At 34.9% G+C, this 19,158-nt stretch carries 15 protein-coding genes; 6 read left to right on the plus strand and 9 right to left on the minus strand.

The genetic code is table 11. From position 1 onward, the window contains the following. Nucleotides 1-33: 33 nt before the first annotated feature. On the minus strand, nt 34-573 hold the full coding sequence (locus ACFINU_RS06070; RefSeq protein WP_375611128.1) for an invasion associated locus B family protein: 540 nt from the start codon (nt 571-573) through the stop codon (nt 34-36). A 344-nt stretch (nt 574-917) separates the two neighbouring features. Between ACFINU_RS06070 and cyoE the strand changes: the two genes are divergently transcribed. The 4 genes from cyoE (at nt 918) to rnhA (ending at nt 4,523) form a co-directional block, all read left to right on the plus strand. Further along, nucleotides 918-1,853, plus strand: a complete 936-nt coding sequence (gene cyoE, locus ACFINU_RS06075; RefSeq protein ID WP_375618409.1) for a heme o synthase — start codon at nt 918-920, stop codon at nt 1,851-1,853. A 182-nt stretch (nt 1,854-2,035) separates the two neighbouring features. Further along, entirely contained in the window at nt 2,036-3,091 is a 1,056-nt protein-coding gene (gene ispH, locus ACFINU_RS06080) for a 4-hydroxy-3-methylbut-2-enyl diphosphate reductase (protein WP_375618408.1), read from the plus strand. Next, nucleotides 3,091-4,050 (plus strand): homoserine kinase, encoded by a 960-nt coding sequence (locus ACFINU_RS06085; RefSeq protein WP_375618407.1) that lies wholly within the window; start codon nt 3,091-3,093, stop codon nt 4,048-4,050. Before ispH ends, ACFINU_RS06085 begins: the two co-directional genes overlap by 1 nt. A gap of 5 nt (nt 4,051-4,055) precedes the next feature. Beyond that, complete coding sequence (gene rnhA, locus ACFINU_RS06090; protein WP_375618406.1) at nt 4,056-4,523, plus strand: ribonuclease HI; 468 nt, start codon at nt 4,056-4,058, stop codon at nt 4,521-4,523. 26 nt (nt 4,524-4,549) lie between these two features. Here the strand turns inward: rnhA and ACFINU_RS06095 are convergent, their stop codons facing one another. Further along, complete coding sequence (locus ACFINU_RS06095) at nt 4,550-5,428, minus strand: protein-disulfide reductase DsbD domain-containing protein (RefSeq protein WP_375618405.1); 879 nt, start codon at nt 5,426-5,428, stop codon at nt 4,550-4,552. Nucleotides 5,429-5,499: 71 nt separating this feature from the next. Here ACFINU_RS06095 and ACFINU_RS06100 point away from each other — a divergent pair, with 71 nt between their 5' ends. After that, the gene (locus ACFINU_RS06100; RefSeq protein ID WP_375618404.1) at nt 5,500-6,084 is read left to right on the plus strand and encodes a YqgE/AlgH family protein; all 585 of its coding nucleotides are present in this window, start codon (nt 5,500-5,502) and stop codon (nt 6,082-6,084) included. A 42-nt stretch (nt 6,085-6,126) separates the two neighbouring features. Here ACFINU_RS06100 and ACFINU_RS06105 read toward each other — a convergent pair whose 3' ends face one another. The 7 genes from ACFINU_RS06105 to ACFINU_RS06135 all read right to left on the minus strand — a co-directional run bounded on the left by ACFINU_RS06105 (nt 6,127) and on the right by ACFINU_RS06135 (nt 16,988). Beyond that, nucleotides 6,127-9,012, minus strand: coding sequence for an EAL domain-containing protein (locus tag ACFINU_RS06105; RefSeq protein WP_375618403.1), 2,886 nt, complete (start codon nt 9,010-9,012; stop codon nt 6,127-6,129). Between the two features lie 398 nt (nt 9,013-9,410). After that, entirely contained in the window at nt 9,411-10,685 is a 1,275-nt protein-coding gene (locus tag ACFINU_RS06110; protein WP_375618402.1) for a M16 family metallopeptidase, read from the minus strand. A gap of 83 nt (nt 10,686-10,768) precedes the next feature. Further along, on the minus strand, nt 10,769-12,166 hold the full coding sequence (gene thrC, locus ACFINU_RS06115; protein ID WP_375618401.1) for a threonine synthase: 1,398 nt from the start codon (nt 12,164-12,166) through the stop codon (nt 10,769-10,771). A gap of 637 nt (nt 12,167-12,803) precedes the next feature. Beyond that, nucleotides 12,804-13,166 (minus strand): hypothetical protein, encoded by a 363-nt coding sequence (locus ACFINU_RS06120; RefSeq protein ID WP_375618424.1) that lies wholly within the window; start codon nt 13,164-13,166, stop codon nt 12,804-12,806. Between the two features lie 211 nt (nt 13,167-13,377). Beyond that, the gene (locus ACFINU_RS06125; protein ID WP_375618400.1) at nt 13,378-13,650 is read right to left on the minus strand and encodes a hypothetical protein; all 273 of its coding nucleotides are present in this window, start codon (nt 13,648-13,650) and stop codon (nt 13,378-13,380) included. A gap of 284 nt (nt 13,651-13,934) precedes the next feature. Continuing rightward, the gene (locus ACFINU_RS06130) at nt 13,935-14,291 is read right to left on the minus strand and encodes a hypothetical protein (RefSeq protein ID WP_375618399.1); all 357 of its coding nucleotides are present in this window, start codon (nt 14,289-14,291) and stop codon (nt 13,935-13,937) included. A 2,001-nt stretch (nt 14,292-16,292) separates the two neighbouring features. Then, nucleotides 16,293-16,988: an HAD family hydrolase gene (locus ACFINU_RS06135; RefSeq protein WP_375618398.1), complete on the minus strand. Its 696-nt coding sequence runs from the start codon at nt 16,986-16,988 to the stop codon at nt 16,293-16,295. A gap of 371 nt (nt 16,989-17,359) precedes the next feature. Between ACFINU_RS06135 and ACFINU_RS06140 the strand changes: the two genes are divergently transcribed. After that, entirely contained in the window at nt 17,360-18,448 is a 1,089-nt protein-coding gene (locus ACFINU_RS06140; protein ID WP_375613050.1) for a site-specific DNA-methyltransferase, read from the plus strand. Nucleotides 18,449-19,158 lie beyond the last annotated feature (710 nt).

A 19,158-nucleotide genomic window follows, 5' to 3' on the forward strand; every position in this document is an offset into this window, starting at 1 on the left:
AGATTTTGATTGTTTAAAATGTATTGATTTCATTCATGTCGGTAAGGTTGCATAGGCGTCACCAAGACCATGAAGGTCAACAAAACCTCCAATCCCTTGTTCAGGAGTTGTAAAGATAAAATAGGTTGCCATTTTTCCTTTTAAAAAGAGCTGCAATATGTCTTCTTTAAGAAAGGCTTCAGCAACACAATTATCACCAAGACAACGACGATATTCCATTCTGCCCATATTTTTATCGTCAATTTTAATTCCAACGCCAGGACGTAATTCAACGCGAATCGGAACAAAAACACGCATCAAAGCACCTTGCTTTTGAGGAAGTTTATAAAATGTAACGCGCAAGGTAATATCTTGACGCCCTTGTGTGTGAACGTTTTGTACAACTTCACACTGCATGTTAGGTGTACCTGGTGGTAGAGAACACACTTTTGTCCATGCACCATAGGTTTGCGGAGCAGGGACATCTTGTGCATAGGGTGTTTGTGCAAATGCATGACTGATAAAACTACTATAAAGTGTGTAAAGAACAGCACCAATAAAAAAAGTTTTTTTGAGTAATTTATAAAGTATCACAGAAAATCCTATCCGACTCAATACCCACAACCATGCATAGATTTACATAAGAAAATGAATTCCCCATAAAAAACTATAACACAAAATCAGTATTTACCCAAATATATTAATTCATATGATATGTTTTTATGATACATTTGTAATGTGGATAGAACGTTGATTGAAAAAATGTATTTTTATTGCCAATATTTCCATTTACTTTTAGGGGAGACGTGCGAAAGAGATATTTCATATTTTCTCAAAAATACGATTGGTCTTAATTGGTCATTTCCATACGCTAGATAATATTTGTCAGGTAATATTGGGTTTGTGAATGACAAAAATGGAAAAGGGCTTTGAGTGGAATGTCAGTTTCAGAAGAGTTATTGGTTGTGAATGGTAAATCAACGCCACCAAAATCCGGTATTGGTGATTATATTACATTATTAAAGCCACGTGTTATGTCTCTTGTGGTCTTTACGGCTCTGGTTGGTTTGCTTGTATCGCCTGTTCCTATCAATCCGTGGTATGGTTTTTTAGCAATTTTATGTATTGCTGCTGGTGGCGGTGGTGCGGGAGCTCTGAACATGTGGTATGATGCTGACATTGATGCTGTGATGGAACGGACTAAAAAGCGTCCTATTCCCATGGGTAAAATCAGCTCCCAAAAGGCTTTTATTTTTGGCATGGTTCTTTCTATGCTCTCGGTATTGGTTATGGGGAGCTTCATTAATTGGTTTGCGGCATTTTTTCTTGCGTTTACGATTTTCTTTTATGTCGTTATCTATACAATTTGGTTAAAGCGTATCACACCACAAAATATTGTTATTGGTGGTGCTTCTGGGGCTTTTCCACCAATGATTGGATGGGCCGTGACAACAGGGACAGTGAGTATTGATAGCTTTTTATTATTTTTAATCATTTTTATGTGGACCCCCCCTCACTTTTGGGCTCTTTCTTTATTTTCATCTCTTGATTATGAGGCAGCAGGTATCCCTATGATGCCTAATGTACGAGGTGAACATTCAACAAAAAAACAGATTTTATTTTATACTATTTTGATGACATTGTGTGCTGCTGCTCCTTGCTTTACTGGTCTTGGCGGAATTTTTTATGGTATTTTTTCAACAATTTTAAGCATTATCTTTATTTATTTTGCCTATCGTTTATGGAAAGCTGATACACATAATGAAACTATTTTGATGGCCAAAAAAACGTTTTTCTTTTCGTTACTTTATTTGGCAGCTATCTTTGGAATTCTTTTGATTGAATCTCTTGTTTGGTATTTTATTGCTCTTTAGTTGCGTAAAATGAAAGAACAAATTTTAAAAGAGCTTTTCTTCAAGAAAATGCTGTAAGAGAACACGATAGAGTGTGTTCTTATGCAAAAGATGATATTGCACGTTTTTTTACATTGTTTATTCATGTATAATAATAGGTTGTTTGAATATATAGCTAAAACTATAGAGATTAAGGATGATTTATGTCTGGACTTCCCCCTTTAACGATACGTCTTTGTGGTCCACGTGGATTTTGTGCAGGGGTTGATCGTGCTATCCAGATTGTTCTGCTTGCATTAAAAAAGTATGGTGTTCCAGTATATGTTCGTCATGAAATTGTACACAACCGCTACGTGGTTGAGGGATTACAGCAACGGGGTGCTGTTTTTGTCGAAGAACTTAATGAGATTCCAGAAGAACATCGCAATCAACCAGTTGTTTTTTCTGCTCATGGTGTACCAAAATCTGTTTCAGAAGAAGCACGATGCTATAATTTGTTTTATCTCGACGCAACATGTCCGTTGGTCTCGAAAGTTCATAAACAAGCGATACGACATCAACGTCATGGTCGTCATGTTATATTGATTGGTCATGCTGGTCATCCTGAGGTGATAGGGACAATGGGACAGCTTGAAGAAGGGGTTGTGACGCTTATTGAAACGATAGAAGATGCTTTGCATTATCAACCCAATGATCCAGATAAATTAGGATTTGTTACACAAACAACGCTTTCTGTTGAAGATACTGCAGGAATTATCGATATATTACAACAACGTTTTCCTACATTAGAAGCCCCAGCGGCTGAATCAATTTGCTATGCTACAACGAATCGACAAGATGCGGTTAAAGCTGCAGCAAAGGGGAGTGATTTGTTTTTGATTGTTGGAGCACCAAACTCTTCTAATTCACGACGTTTAGTAGAGGTTGCCGAAAAGTCTGGTGCGCGACAAGCTATTTTAGTTCAGCGCGCTGATGAAATTAATTTTGAAAACCTAAAATCTCTTTCTATTGTCAGTCTTTCAGCAGGGGCTTCGGCTCCTGAAATTATTATTGATGAAATTATTTCAGCATTTCGTGAGCGTTATGATGTCACAATAGAATTAGCTGAAACAGCGGTAGAAACGGAAAAATTTTTAGTGAGTCGCGAATTACGTGACGTCATTTTAACGTCTCAAGATATGGCTTTCGTCAATGGTCAAGAAAATAATGCAAAAAATGAAAATCAGAATACAGACATGTCTACAACGAAAGCAGAATAATGGCCGTTTATACAGATATTCACCCAAATGATTTAAAAGTGTTTTTAACACGTTATGCAATAGGATCACTTTTGTCTTATCAAGGTATAGAAGAGGGGATTGAAAATTCTAATTTTATGTTAGAGACAACACAAGGGCGATTTATTTTAACACTTTATGAAAAGCGCATTTCAAAAGATGATTTACCTTTTTTTTGTCGCTTGATGCAGCATTTAGGACAACGTGGAATTCCTTGTCCTCAACCTGTTATTCAAAATGATGGAATGATGATCCGAGAATTAGCAGGACGTCCTGCTGCTATTATTACTTTTCTGGAAGGAGAGTGGATCCGCCAGCCCAACATAGATCATTGTGGCGAAGTGGGGAGGGGGTTAGCACAATTGCATTTAGCAGGACAGGATTTTACACTCAGTCGTAAAAATACTCTTTCTGTTATGGATTGGCAGGTATTGTGGCAACGTTGTCAAACCAAAGAAGAGGCATTGTTAAAAGAATTTGGACAAAAAATTGAGTTGGAATTGGCTTTTTTACAGGAAAATTGGCCGTTCAATTTACCAATAGGCATTATTCATGCAGATTTATTTAATGATAACGTTTTTTTTGTGAATCATCGTCTTTCTGGGATGATAGATTTCTATTTTGCTTGTAATGACTTTTTTGCTTATGATTTAGCGATCTGTTTAAATGCTTGGTGCTTTGAGCCTGATCATTCCTATAATCTTACCAAAGCACGTAAGTTATTGGAAAATTATCAAAAAATAAGACCATTGATCCCTTTAGAATTGGACAAGATGGTTTTATTAGCTCGTGGTGCGTCTCTACGTTTCTTACTCACACGTCTATATGATTGGTTTAATACACCGCCTAATAGCTTTGTTATTAAGAAAGATCCATGGGAGTATTGGCACAAGCTTTGTTTTTTCAGTAATGTAAATTCGCTAAGTGAATTAGGTTTTTAAATTTTATGGCAACTCAACAAAAAGTCGTTGAAATTTATACAGATGGTGCTTGCTCAGGGAATCCTGGAATTGGAGGGTGGGGGGCAATTTTACGTTGGAATGGTCATGAACGGGAGCTTTATGGCGGTAAGGTCCATACGACAAACAATCAAATGGAACTCATGGCGGCAATTTGTGCATTAAAGGTGCTTAAAGAGCCCTGTTTGGTCGATCTTTATACAGACTCAATTTATGTACGTAACGGTATATCTAAGTGGATTGAAGATTGGAAAAAGAATAATTGGCGCACCGCATCAAAAAATCCTGTTAAAAATATGGAGCTATGGCAAGCTCTTGAGGATGCTAGTTCTTGTCATACAGTTAGATGGCACTGGGTAAAAGGGCATGCGGGACATCCAGAAAATGAACGCGCAGATGCCCTTGCTCGCAAAGCAATTACTCAATATCGTGAAAATGGACGTTTTCCAGCATAATTGCTGTTTGAGAGCTTTTTCTTTTATCACGGAGACGCAAGAGGGGTTGGCTGCGTATGGAATATGAATGTTCCACTTAAGGCGTGATCTTTAAAAGAAACTGTATAAAAAATTTTTTGGTTTATTTCTTCTGGTGCGAAATAGAGTGGAGCACTAAAGAGTGTATATTCTGCGTTATCACTGACTTTTCTTGCTGCTCCAATTTGCATTTCTCCTCCATCTAAAAAGAGAGAGGAAGGAGTGGTTTTGTTATTACTTTGTATTTTTATAAGAAGGGTACTGTTATTTTTTTCGGCACTTATTTTTAGTGCATTCTGCGCCATGCGTGGCAAAGAATCTTGCGCCTTTTTTAAGAAGGAAGCAGGAAGCTGTTTATTTTTAAGAGCAGATGGCGAAAAATCAAAGTTAACAGTAAATGGAAGACAGATTTTGTGACATAATCCAAGAGTGAAAGCACCACTTAAATTTTTGCTTGAACTAGAAAGATTGAAGGGCAATATTACTTTATCTTTATAACCTAATGACCAATCATTTTCTGTTTCAAAAAGCTGTGGAGTAGGATAAAAGATTTCATAAGAAATCTGTTGGTTGAAATTAAAAAATGGTGCCATGCCAGAATTACCTGGATTACGCCAGTAAGTTTTCCATCCTGGTTTAAGCTCAATTTCAATAATGCCTTCTCTTATTCCAGAAAAAGAAGGTTCAGTGATCGCTAATCGGATACGACCACCATCTGATTCATACCAAGATGTTGCGAAAAGCTGGAGTTTTTGTTCTGTTTGAGCATTTACAGGAATGTTAAGTAATTCTAAAACTATGAATGTTAAGCTTAAAGTAACTAAAAGCTTTTTATAAAAGAAAGTTGCGATATTTTGTAAATTTGTAAATATATAACTTTTTTTCATTGGAGTTTTATTTTCCTAGTGTGCTAAATGAACAAACTTTTATCATGTAAATTATGGAGAATAACAGATTAATGAAGCGGTGTAATGGCTTTTTAGGTGGACAATTACTCATAGCAATGCCTGGGATGAATGACAAACGCTTTATTCGTTCTGTTATTTATATTTGTGCGCATTCTGATGCCGGTGCGATGGGCATCATTCTCAATCAATTGCATCATATTGATTTTCCAGAGCTTTTGCTTCACTTAGGAATCATAGACAGTGGCCAAAAAAAAAGTCTTTCTGAACCAATAAAACAGTTTCCAGTTCGCTATGGTGGTCCTGTTGATACTTCGCGTGGTTTTGTTCTTCATTCAGATGATTATGCTTGTGAAGAAACTGTTTTTATTGCAGATAAGATCTGTTTTACTGCGACAATTGATATATTAAAAGCGATCAGTTGCGAACAAGGTCCGCAACATGCACTGGTCGCATTAGGCTATGCTGGATGGAAAGCGGGGCAACTTGAGGCAGAAATTTCTACAAATGGGTGGCTAATCAGTTCTACATCACCTAGTTTTCTTTTTGAAAGCGATTTAAGCTGCAAATATGATAAAAGTTTAACACGCATGGGTATCGATCCAACTTATCTTGCTTCTGAAATGGGACACGCGTAGAGTTTTTTTTAAGCTTTTTAACTTTACACGTTATTTTATCCCTTATGTTTTTATTTTATAAGGGAAATGGCTCTGAACGAGCGTAATTAATTCTTCTATGGCAATCGGTTTTGTCACAAGTGTACTTTGAACATATTTACAGCCTTCTTGACGGAGGAAGATTGCTTCTTTTTCATTTTCAACACCTTCTGCGATAATTTGCAAATTAAGATCTGTTGCCATATTAATGATAGACTTTAGAACAATTTTCTTCTTAAGAGAGTCGATTGAGATAAGTGAACGATCAAGTTTAACCATATCAAATGGATAACGTACGAGATAGGTCAGAGACGAATAACCTGTTCCAAAATTATCGAGTGCGAGATTCATTCCAAGTGTTTTAATTTGTTCAAGAAAGTGCGCTGATTGTTCAGGATTATTTCTTAAGACAAATTCAGATATTTCAATCATCAGACGCCCTTTGTGGAGCGGATGGCGAAGCAAAGCGGCACGCAATTGACTGATAAAACGAGGATGAATCATTTCTGCGCTTGGTAAATTAATTGAAATAAAGAAAGATTGTTGGGAAAACTTTTCTTGTACATTTATAAGATCAATAATGGCATTATCGATGATAAATTGTGACAAATCCATAACAATTTGTTCATTTTCTACGATTTTTATGAAATCAGAGACATTTAAATTTCCATAAGTGGGATGATGCCATTCTACAATTGTTTCAAAACCAATAATATGTCCGTCTGATAAATTAAGAATAGGATGGTAGAGGATTTTCATCTCATTACGTTTTATGGCATAATGAACATCTTTCTCCAGAGTATTATGTTCGAGACCCAAAGTGCGAAAATTAGGACGAAAAGGTTCAATATGGTTCCCACCCATTTGCTTTGCGCGAATCATCGCTAACTCACTATCATTAAAAATATCTTTAGCCGTCGATCGGCTTTCACTCCATGTAACCAATCCGATAGAGGTTGAAAGGATTATTTTATTTTCTGAAAGTGAAATAGGTGCTGAAATTGTTTTGTGCAAATGATCTGCAAATGCTGCAATTTTTTGTGGTTCGGTTTCACTGAGTAAAATAATTGCAAAGCGGTCTGCTGAAAGACGCGATAAGGTGTCTTGAAAGTTAATGAGACGATTTAAACGACGTGCGATTATAAGCAGTACAGTATCCCCAACTGCTATGCCTAATTTACGATTAATTTGGCGAAAATTGTCAAAATCAATCATAAAGACAGTCGGTCTAATTTTGATATTTGCTTTCGCTAAAGAGGTATAATTTTGTAGTCTATCAAAGAAAATTTGTTGGTTAGGAAGTCCAGTTAAGCTGTCGTGGATTGCATCATGCAATAAGCGTTCTTCGGATTTTTTATGGTTAGTAATATTGACAATGGTTCCAATAACACGTGTGATTTTTCCATCTTTTTGCATAGCCGGACGTGCACGAAGAGAAAACCAATGATAATAACCACCACCGGAAGAAAGCCGAAAAATTTGATCAATGCGCCCTTTTTTATTTTTAAGAATGATATCCAATACGGCTTGAAAGCGTTCACGATCATCATGGTGCAAGGCTGAAATCCAGTTGCGCATAGGTCCATTGAGGTTATGAATTTCAGTACCAAAAAGGGTTGCCATGTTTGGATGTACAACAATACGGTCACGCTCAATATTCCAATCCCAAATAATATTTCCAGCTCCCTTTGCTGCGAGTACTTGTTGTTCAAGGTCGGAAAATATTCCTTCATGGAAAGCATCATTAGAAAAAGTTTGTTGCAGGACAGTAAAGCTTATGAGAAGAACAATGAGCACTAATCCCCCCGCTAATGCTGGCTGGATAATATCATTGTTTAAATGTCCAGCTATGCAGGCATAGGCTCCAACGCACCAAAAGCTAACGAGCAACCATGTTGGAATAAGCATAATGGCGCGGTCATAGCTTCTGATTGAGAAATAGATGATTAATATTATACCAAGCACAGCGGTAAGGCCAAAAGACAAACGCGCAATTCCAGCTGCTCTGATGGGATCATAAATAGCAAAGGCTCCTAGACTGCAAAACGCAATGGTCCAAGCGATAGCACCGTAACTAAAATGATAATGCCAGCGGTTAAGGCTGAGATAGGTAAAAAGAAAAATGAAGAGTGTAGCAGTAAGTGCTACTTCTGTACCAGCACGCCAGATTGGTTGGGTTGTGAGTGTAACTGCAAAGAATTTATTTAAAAAGTTGAAGTCAATACCAATATAAAAAAGCACTGCCCAAGCAACTGCCGCTGTTGCAGGAAACAGCCCTGTTCCACGGACGACGAAGAGAACAGTTAACAAAAGCGCTAAGAGACCTGATATCCCAAGAAGAATACCATGATAAAGCGTATAAGAATTAATTGCATCTTTATAAGCTTCAGGTTGCCATAAATAGATTTGCGGTAGATTTGCAGAGTTAAGTTCGGCCACAAATGTAATAACAGCACCAGGGTTAAGGGTAATACGAAAGATATCAGAGTTTGCACTAAGTTGACGATCGAGGGAAAAACCTTCGCTTGGCGTTATGGATTGAATCCTTGATGATCCAAGGTCTGGCCAAAAAAATCCAGAACGTGCCATGCGGTAATGGGGGGCAACGATGAGACGATCAACTTGTTCATCTGTTGGATTTGCAAGAGAAAAAACTGCCCAATTTCCGGAAAATTTTTCATTTTTTGCCTGCACTTCAATACGCCATACAATACCATCTGGTCCTGGTGCTGTACTTGTTTGAAAAATAGAGTTGTTTGTATGGTGAATTTCAATTGCTTTTGAGAGATCAAGAGCAGCATCTTGAGAAGAAATTTTAACTGGTTCAATTGCTTGTGCTGATGTAAGATGGACAAGAGAACTAACGACTACAATGAAAATGATGTCAATTATTTTACGCAAACTCTTCACAATGTCCCACTCTCAATATTTTAGGATGTTTAATTTTCATTTCGACTTTTGAGAAAAAACGTCCACCTTTTATAATTTATTTACATAATAAATTGTTATCACTTTTTCTTAAGTTATGTGATTTTATATACAAATAGACCACACACCCATTTGCTTCAATGGAACCTGAAGCGAATGAAGTTTTATATTTTAAAAGGGCAAAGTTAAACCATGAATTTTCAGATTTCACGGATATACCTTCACTTATTAGAATCTTTATCACATGAAGTATGAATTGGGTAGTTTTGTACACCTCTTTGCCCAATATTTCCAAAACTTATTTAATGAGGAGAGCTTTTGTGGTAAATTTTATGATAAAATATGTGACGTTATTGTGATGCTGCTTTAAAAAGAAGTTTTTACTTTAGCTTGTATGAAAGAGTTGACGTTAAATCATCAAAATTTATGAGGGGGCCTACAGGTCCGACAGCAGTTAGTGTTGGAGTGGAGTTTGTAAAAAGACGATGTGCTAAATCAGTTAATCTTTTAGGAGTGATGAGATTGAGGCGTTCAATTGTTTCCGATATTGGAATTGGTCGACCATAAAGGAGTATTTGGCGAGCAATGAGATGTGCTTGACTAGAGGGATTTTCTTGTGACATTGTTAGATTTGCACGATATTGCGTTTGTGCTCGTTGCAGTTCGTTGGCGTGAATATTTTTGCTGACCTTGGAAAGTTCATCAAGAATCACAGGAATAAGTTCTTTGAGCCCTTCTTGTCCGGTAGCTGCGTGAACACCAAAAAGCCCAGTATCTGAAAATCCCCAATGAAAAGCATAAATAGAATAGCATAATCCACGTTTCTCTCTTACCTCTTGAAAAAGACGTGAAGACATACCACCACCAAGAATGATTGAAAGAATTTGGGCCGCATAAAAATCACGCGCGTGATAAGCACGCCCTTCAAACCCTAGAACAACTTGTGTATCCATTAAATCGCGATATTCACGAAAGTCGCCACCGACATAATTTGCAAGATTAGTAAGAGGTGCGGTTGAATGGGAGCGAAAAGTACCAAGACGACTTTCAACTTCTCGCAAGAAACTTTCGTGCTTTACAGCTCCTGCAGCAACGACAATCATACGATCTGCACTATATTGTTTATTGATGAAATCATGGAGATCAGTAGATGTAAATGATTGAATAGTTTTAGCTGTTCCTAAAATAGAGCGTCCAAGGGATTGATGACGAAAGGCTGTTTCTGTAAAGTGATCAAAAACAATATCATCAGGAGTGTCATGGGCAGCACCAATTTCCTGAAAGATTACTTGTTTTTCTCGTTCTAGTTCATCGTCGTCAAATTTTGAATGCATTAAAATATCGGCTAAAATGTCTATAGCAAGTGGGATATCGCTTTTAAGTACACGTGCAAAGTAAGCTGTTGTTTCAATACTGGTTGTAGCATTGATTTCACCGCCAACATCTTCAATATCGGTTGCAATTTGAAAAGCAGTACGGTTTTCGGTTCCTTTAAAAGCCATATGCTCAAGAAGATGAGCAATACCATGCTGTGTGGAGGTTTCATTGCGTGAGCCCACTTTAACCCATATTCCGAGGGCAACACTATCAATTTGTTGCATTGTATGTGTGGCGATAGTCAAACCATTATTTAGGCGACAGATATCTACATCCATGTATTTACAACTCCATTAAATAAGCTAAATACCTCATTGTAAGGGTATCAGAATCTTCTTGATTTAAATTAATGCAGCTAACTTTAATAAGATGCACGCGATTTTAAAGAAATATAATCTTTTACTATTTTTTCATCATTAGCAAGATTTATAAAATGTTCTTCGTGTTTCATTACATCATTGAGATGAGATGGCCATGGAGCATGAAGGCCACAAGCGCTTTTAATAGTATCAGGAAATTTAGCTGGATGAGCCGTGGCAAGAACGATCATTGGAATATGCGGTTTTTTGTTTTCACGCGCTACTTGAAGAGCGACCGCTGTATGTGGATCAACAAGATAGCCACTTTCCTTATAGACACTATCAATTTTTTGAGCTGTTGCAGCCATGTTGCTTTTCCCAGCGGAAAATAGGGAACGAATATTTTTGAGTTGCTTTTCATCAAGAGTAAAGAGACCCGTTTTTTTCAAGTTTTCCATTGCATTGCGAATCCACATTGGATCACGATTGCCACTTTCAAAGAGCAAACGTTCAAAATTAGAAGAGACCTGAATATCCATAGAAGGTGATGTTGTATGGACTATTGGTTTTGTTTTGTAAGTACCACTGGTCAATGTACGTACAAGGATGTCGTTATCATTCGTTGCGATGACCAGTTGAGCAATGGGTAATCCCATACGGGCTGCGACATAACCTGCAAAAATATCACCAAAATTTCCAGTAGGAACAGTAAATGAAACAGCTCTATCAGGTGCTCCTAAGGAAAGAGCTGATGAAAAATAGTAAACAATTTGCGCCATGATACGCGCCCAATTTATAGAATTAACACCTGAAAGCGCTGTTTTTTTACGAAAATTATGATCATTAAACATTGCTTTGACAAGAGCTTGGCAATCATCAAAATTTCCTTCAATGGCAATGGCATGAACATTGGAACATTGATTGGTTGTCATTTGCCGTTGTTGAACAGGTGATACACGTCCTTTAGGAAATAAAATAAAAATATCTGAGTGTTCTTTTCCAGCAAAAGCTTGTATGGCAGCTCCTCCTGTATCACCTGATGTTGCAGCAATAATCGTTGCACATCTATTTTTTTTAGTCAAAACATAATCCATCAGTCGAGAAAGAAACTGCATTGCTACATCTTTAAAAGCTAAAGTAGGACCATGAAAGAGTTCAAGGATAAATTCATCTGCTCCAGTTTGTCGTAACGGACAGATTGCTGGATGGTGAAAGGTTGCATAAGATTCAGCGATCATATTTTCAAAAGCTGTATATTCGATTTCGTTATTCACAAAGGGCCACAGAATAGTTTTAGCAATTGTTGTATAGGACTGACCACGAAGTGCTCGTAACGCATCAAATGATAATTGCGGAAATTTATCTGGAAGATAAAGCCCACCATCACTCGCCAACCCTGTCATGATTGTTTCCGTAAAGCTTAAAGCAGGAGCTTCACCTCTCGTGCTGATATATTCCATAAGTCTTATCCTTTTTTTATTTCTGGCAAATTGGTGAAGTTATTTATTTCACGTTTTTCATAATATTTAAATTATTAAATGGATAGAGCTTCTTTTCTTCTTTTTAACTCAATAATGAAAGGAAATAGCCTTAAGCATTTTTATTTTTGAGATATAAACGCCAAATGTTCACAGAAAATCTTTTACAGTCGAAAATTTTCTCTCTATTATTCATTCACTTAAATTTTACAACGTATCTTCATTTGTACACCTTCTTAAATAATACAATTAAATAGATAGAATGGCATTTACTGAAGAACTTTTGTATAAAACTCAATCATTTATAGTTATTTTATGCTCTTAATACTCTGTAACAATTAAATCTGCTGAACTGAATGTTAAAATGATACATCTCAGAACTCACATTGGAAGATTTATAAGGTAATTTTATGGCATTTCGTGCGCAAATCTATACTTTGAATAATCTTTTTTAGCTTAATTTATCACTTTGTATAATAATAGATATTATATTTGTGCTATACAGTATGGTAACCTAAAGTTTATCCATAGAAAACATACAACAGCCTGCTAAATGATGTGAAGCAGGCTGTAAAGTATTTTCATTTTAAATAGAAAAAAATAACTAAGTATCTTTGAATTATTTGCCTTTAATTTTTCCTATTGCCCATCCGATTATCGCACTAAATATGGCCATAACAGATCCGGTCAAAAATCCAAACCCCAAAGCTCCCATTGTAGAAAAAACTCCTAGCGTAATGGGTTCAAATACTTTCTCAAATTTTCCTTCAAAGGCAGATTCACTTTTTGCTCTATGAGTGAAACTTGGGACATAAAGAGCAGCTATATCGATAGTTTTTTTCTTTCCTTGTTCTATTAGAGAGACAGTTTCCCATTGAGTATCATTTTTCAAATGATTGGCATGAACATTTATAACTTGTGAAAGCAAAAAAGAAACTGCTATAAAAATATTTAATACGTAAGTTTTCAATACTTTAATCATCATTTACCTCCAATACTTTTACTGTTGTTTTAGGATAAATTGATACATTGACAGAATTAGTGCCCATTGAGAGAAACAGAAGCATTTAAAGATTTCTTCATTCTTAATATGATAATTCATTAGTTTTTTTATCATTAATAATAGATAAAAACAGAATGTATCTACATTTATCTTTTATATGAGAAGATCTTATGCTTATGAAATTTCAATTTTAACGAGATTTAAAATAGGATATTATTTTGCTGATTATCCATCCTAAAAACATACCTACCGTACTTGATGCATAACCAAGAACCATCCCAATACCGAAAGTCCCGAGTGTAAGAGGTTCAACGATTTTTTCAAATTTTCCTTCGATGGTAATTTCATTTTTCATACCACGATTTAGATTTTGTGTATAGAGAGAAACCGTACTGATTGCATCCTTTCTGTTCTGTTCTGTTAAAGAAATAAAACTATTCTCACGATGAATATTGTTTTGCAAGTAGTTGGCATGTACACTTACAGTCTGTGAAATGTAAAAAACAGATATCATAGAAATAATTAACATATGATTGTTAAAAAATTTAATCATCATTTACCTCAAATACTTTATAGTATTAAGTATATATATATGTGTGTGTAAAATTATATTTTAGATTTTTGTATGTAATTTACAGAACTTATAGTTATAATAAGAGAAATAGAAGCTTCATTATGTAATAAATTTATAATAATTAATAATAAAATAATGAAGCTATATATTCTATATTTCTACAATATATTGAATTACTTGAACATCAATACTATGTCCTTTATCCAACTTATTATCGATCCTATAAAACTTATTGCATATCCAGTGTACAATAGTCCCATTCCTATAGTCATAGGCCCAACGACCTTTTCAAATTTTCCTTCACCTATTGTTCCATGTTCTGTTTGATAATTTACAGACGGAGCATAGAAAGCAGTCGTAGAAACTACATCGGATTTCGCATATTTTACTTGTTCCATTGGGAAAACAGAAAGTTCCTCTTTTGGAGTATCGTTTTTCAAATAGTTTGCATTAACATTTACAGTTTGTGAAATAAAAAAAGTGCTCGCTATAAAAATGCTTAAGATATAATTTTTAAATACTTTTACCATAACTTTACCTCAAATATTTTTAATTTATATATGTAAGAAATATACATAATGTTTATGTATCTCACACTATATACCAGCCATATAGTTCAATATGTATTTTTAGTCAATAATAAAAATACATATAAAAATATACCTATAATTTTTTTATAAACATTATTGTAAAAAAGTAACAGTAATAATTAAAAATTATATTTTTAAAAACTTTATACAATATTTTATTATGTGTTATATATAAAACAACATATGGTTATCGTATAATTTTTATAAAACGATATTAATATATTTTTTAAATACATTTATAGATAATAAAATTGATCAAAATTTTTACATATTAAATATATAAAAATTTATTTATTATCGATAGTATAATAGAAAACATGAAAATTATGATGTAGATATAAAAATATTATTAACAATTAAAATATGAAAAGACACGATAAAATTTTATTATTTATAGTATTTATTATAGATAGTCATTATTGTATAATGTGTGTTATATAGATATTATTTAAGTTATTATTCAATTGTTATTTAATTGCATCGTGATAGAAGAATAATAATTCTTAATTTACTATTAAATATATACATTTATCTTATAGATAATAATATGTTATAGATACTAAAAAACGTACAATTTTCTCATAGTATAAAGTAGAGCTCGAATTGGATAGAGATAAATGATATTATCTTTTTCTCGCCAATGTGAACAGCATATTACTATGATGGAAGGCGGTGTATAGAAGAATATAATTTAGACATATTTATGAGTGCCGAAAGATCAGCATTAGATAATATTTTCAACACTTTCTTTTTTCCAAACTGAAAAGCCGCTTTTATTTTTAGAAAGTGGATTACTTTTGAAAAGATCTGATTTCATTGCTTATTTAAAAAGGCTATTAAGTGCTTTCGGAAAATTTTAAGCAACTATTGGTATCTCTGTAGCTTGTTTAACATGATTATATGTTTCATATTTATGTGCTTTTTTAAAGAAACCGTTCTCAAGGTACTCAAGCCTATTTTGCAATGATAGATATGATGATAAAGCCCTCATAATATAAAATTCTTAGGGCATCAGAATTTTTGACGTTTATAAAGAAGAAAGATGGCATTGCCATACACTTTTCTCGCTCCTAATGTTGCTATAATTTTTGCCTTTTGAGATGATTCATTAAAAGGCATTTTTATTTCTTTATTTATTTAATTCAGCATATCCAGATTTGAAATGAGAGAATCTTACAATATTCGGTTTTTTTGCTTAATTTGAATAATGATAAATTATGATTATAAATCAATATATTGTCTGTAAATTACTTGGTATGAAATGTTTTTTATAAAATGCAAATCTTTATAAGAATGTATTCTTTTTGTTTTTTGTAATCTTAGGGAGGTTGTACCGATTGAAGCTGTTAAAATACTGTTTAAGCAGCAAAGTAAATAAGCCTTCAACAAGTTTATGAGATTTGGATTGAGTAAATATAAGTCCTTCTAACTCAACAAGGACGCTTTTGTTGTTTTCAATAAACTCTTGTATTCCATAGATTCCGCGAATTTTAATATGCTTTCCATGACCAATACGCACATACTCTAAAATTTTACCATAGTGTGTGATTTTTTTGATCAGATGGAAGAGGCTAGCAATTTTCACATCTTATCGAGCAGGGCATCGTCATATTCCTTTTTTGAAAAATATAATAACTTATCAGGATGGGCTGCTGAGGTTGGGAGTGAGATATCGGATTTGAGATAGATAAGCAGGGTTTGATTTTTATGAGTTTTCCTCCCTGTTGTTTGCTTTTTTAAAGCGCGTGCAATGGTTAACTGACTTATTGATTGCTCAACGAGGTGCTATATTTTTTCCTTCACATTGAAATGCAATTCACCCGTATCGTGAATTACGCATTTATTGAAGTTATTATAAAAGAAGCAACGAGAAGAGAAGGGCATTTGAGTAAAAATGCTTCTTACATAAGAGTTTACAAACTAATATATTCAAGAGATTTTTTATAATAGATCCCTCCATACTGCCATTGCTTCTAAGACTTCTCCTAAATGAGCATGTTTTGCGATAACTGTTTCTGCACCAGCTTCTGCAAGTGCATTAGAGTGGCCAAGATAGCTATGTGATCCTCCCGTAAAGCCGATGACACGCATGCCTGCTGCTGTCGCTGCGTGTACACCATGAAGGGAATCTTCTATAACGATAGTGTTTTGGGGCTCTGCCTGTAATTGTTGTGCGGCAAAAAGGAAAACATCAGGGGCCGGTTTCGTTCTTTTTGTTCCAACTTCAGGTGCTGAAAATATTTTACCTTCAAAAAGGTCATAGAGATCAACCGTGGTGAGCATCTCTTTTATATCTACGCTTTTTGCATTAGAGCAGATACAGTAGGGATAGCGTGTTTGAATAATTTCTATGGCTTCTCTTACATCATCAATAGCCCGTAATTTAGTTTTTATTTGTGTACGAAAAATATTAGTCATCTGATCTATGAGATGAGCGGAAATAGGTTTTTCTGTTTCCTGTTCAACGTGTTTAAGAATATCGCGAAAAATAAGCCCTGCAAAACGCTCACTCAATTCTTCGGATGATATTTCATATCCTGTTTGTTTGAGCAATTGAGATCCAATTTTTGCTGCAAGATATTCAGAGTCGACGAGAACTCCGTCACAATCAAAAATAATAAGATCTATCTGAGGCATAAGATATTCCTTTACATGTTACGAGATGGACAACTTTCATGAAAACGATATTGAGAGGATCTTATTTCATAAAAATACGCTTTGAAAATGATTCTTAATTCTTTTACGAAATAAAAGATATGGGAACAGTACATTGAAAAAAAGAAAAATAAGGTTTCATTCATATGAAAGTTTTTTTACTTAAAAAAACAAAAACAATTATCAATTTTGTAGAACTTTAACGATACGTTTACGCTATTTTGTAAATATGGATTGGTAATGCGGGCCTATAAACTATTTTGGTTGATTATAGGGCAAATTCAGTTAATTTTGTTGGGTTTTTCATGACAGTTATTCAGCTTCAAAAAGATTTCCTTCGTACTCCCTCACAAATGCCATGGCGCAATAAAATTTTTAAAGGAGATTGTGTTTCCGTTTTAGAAAAACTTCCAAAACATTCTGTTGATATGATTTTTGCGGATCCACCCTATAATTTGCAATTGGATGGAGCTTTATACCGTCCAGATCATTCGCTTGTTGATGCGGTTGATGATGCATGGGATCAGTTTGAGAGTTTTGCTGCTTATGATGCTTTTACCCGTGCATGGTTGCTTGCTTGTCGTCGTGTATTAAAACCCAACGGAACACTTTGGGTTATCGGATCTTACCATAATATTTTTCGGGTTGGGACGGCATTACAAGATTTAGGTTTTTGGATGCTTAATGATATTATTTGGCGCAAGAATAATCCGATGCCTAATTTTCGAGGGCGCCGTTTTCAAAATGCTCATGAGACGCTTATTTGGGCTGTGCGAGATCAAAAAGATAAAAAGTACACATTTAATTATGATGCCTTAAAAGCGGCAAATGAAGATCTACAAATGCGTTCAGATTGGCTTTTCCCTCTCTGCACTGGAGCTGAACGTTTAAAGGATGATTCAGGGCGTAAATTACATCCAACACAAAAACCGCAAGCGTTATTAGCGCGTATTATTATGGCTTCTAGTAAACCTGGAGATGTTATTCTCGATCCGTTTTTTGGTTCGGGAACAACAGGTGCTGTTGCCAAGCTTTTAGGGCGTGATTTTGTTGGGATTGAACGCGAGCAAGATTACATCGATGCAGCATGTGAGAGAATTGCAGCGGTTCAACCTTTAGCGCAACCAGAGCTAGCGATTTTGGATAGAAAAAAAGCAGAACCACGCGTAGCATTCAACAGTTTGCTTGAAGCAGGTTTACTCTATCCTGGAGAAGTTCTGTATGATCGTAAGAAGCAAGTATCTGCTATTGTAAGAGCTGATGGTACGATTATGCATGGTGGTGAAGCGGGCTCAATTCACGCAATGGGAAGAAAGGCTCAAGATTCACAGAGTTGTAATGGTTGGACCTTTTGGTATTATGAGGAAAATGGACGGTTGAAGTCCATAGATCATTTAAGAATGATCATACGTTCACAAATGTTAAAAACGGGTGTTTTATGAACTAAGCTGATCGCTTCATTCTATTGACCACCAATGTACCTGATCTTGATTGAGATGGACGTGAGGGTGTTTTTGCCTTTCTTAGATGTTTTTTATTGACACACTAATCTCGCTTGTAAGCGACAAGCGAGTATTTTTATGCTTCTTTTAGAAGAAATTAAAATGAGAAATTTTCACTCTATGTTCTAGTTTTAATTCCAAAACAGTAAAATTTCACTATAAGCTTATAAAAATGAAATATCAGAATTAAAAGGTTTATTCAGAAGTTCAAAATTAAGTGCGTTTTTGAATACGTACATCTGTAAAGTGCATATAATATATTGATTATAAAGATAATTTAGCGCAACTCATATTGAATTGCCCTCAGAATATCGTCAAGTTTTCTCATTTCAAACTTGTTCCATATTGAATCGATGAAAATTATTTGCTTGCATGTCATAAGCGGGGTTGGCGTGTGAATAAAAATTGTTAACGAAAGAACTAAAAGTACCTCTTATAATCCGTTTCACGTACCAAGGGATGTTGAGGGGGCTGGTAAATATAATGATGATGCTAACTTGCTCCGTCATAAGCGAAAAAAGGATAGATCCTGAAATTTAAATCTAAAGCTTCTAAGCGTTTCTATCCCTCCTTAATTTTTGTCTGTAGAAAAAATTGGTTATTTCATTTTTTTAAATTTTTCTTTTACAGATTAATAAATGATCGCTAGA

Origin of the sequence: Bartonella sp. AC130YNZD, assembly GCF_042196865.1 — a bacterium.
GTDB lineage: Bacteria > Pseudomonadota > Alphaproteobacteria > Rhizobiales > Rhizobiaceae > Bartonella.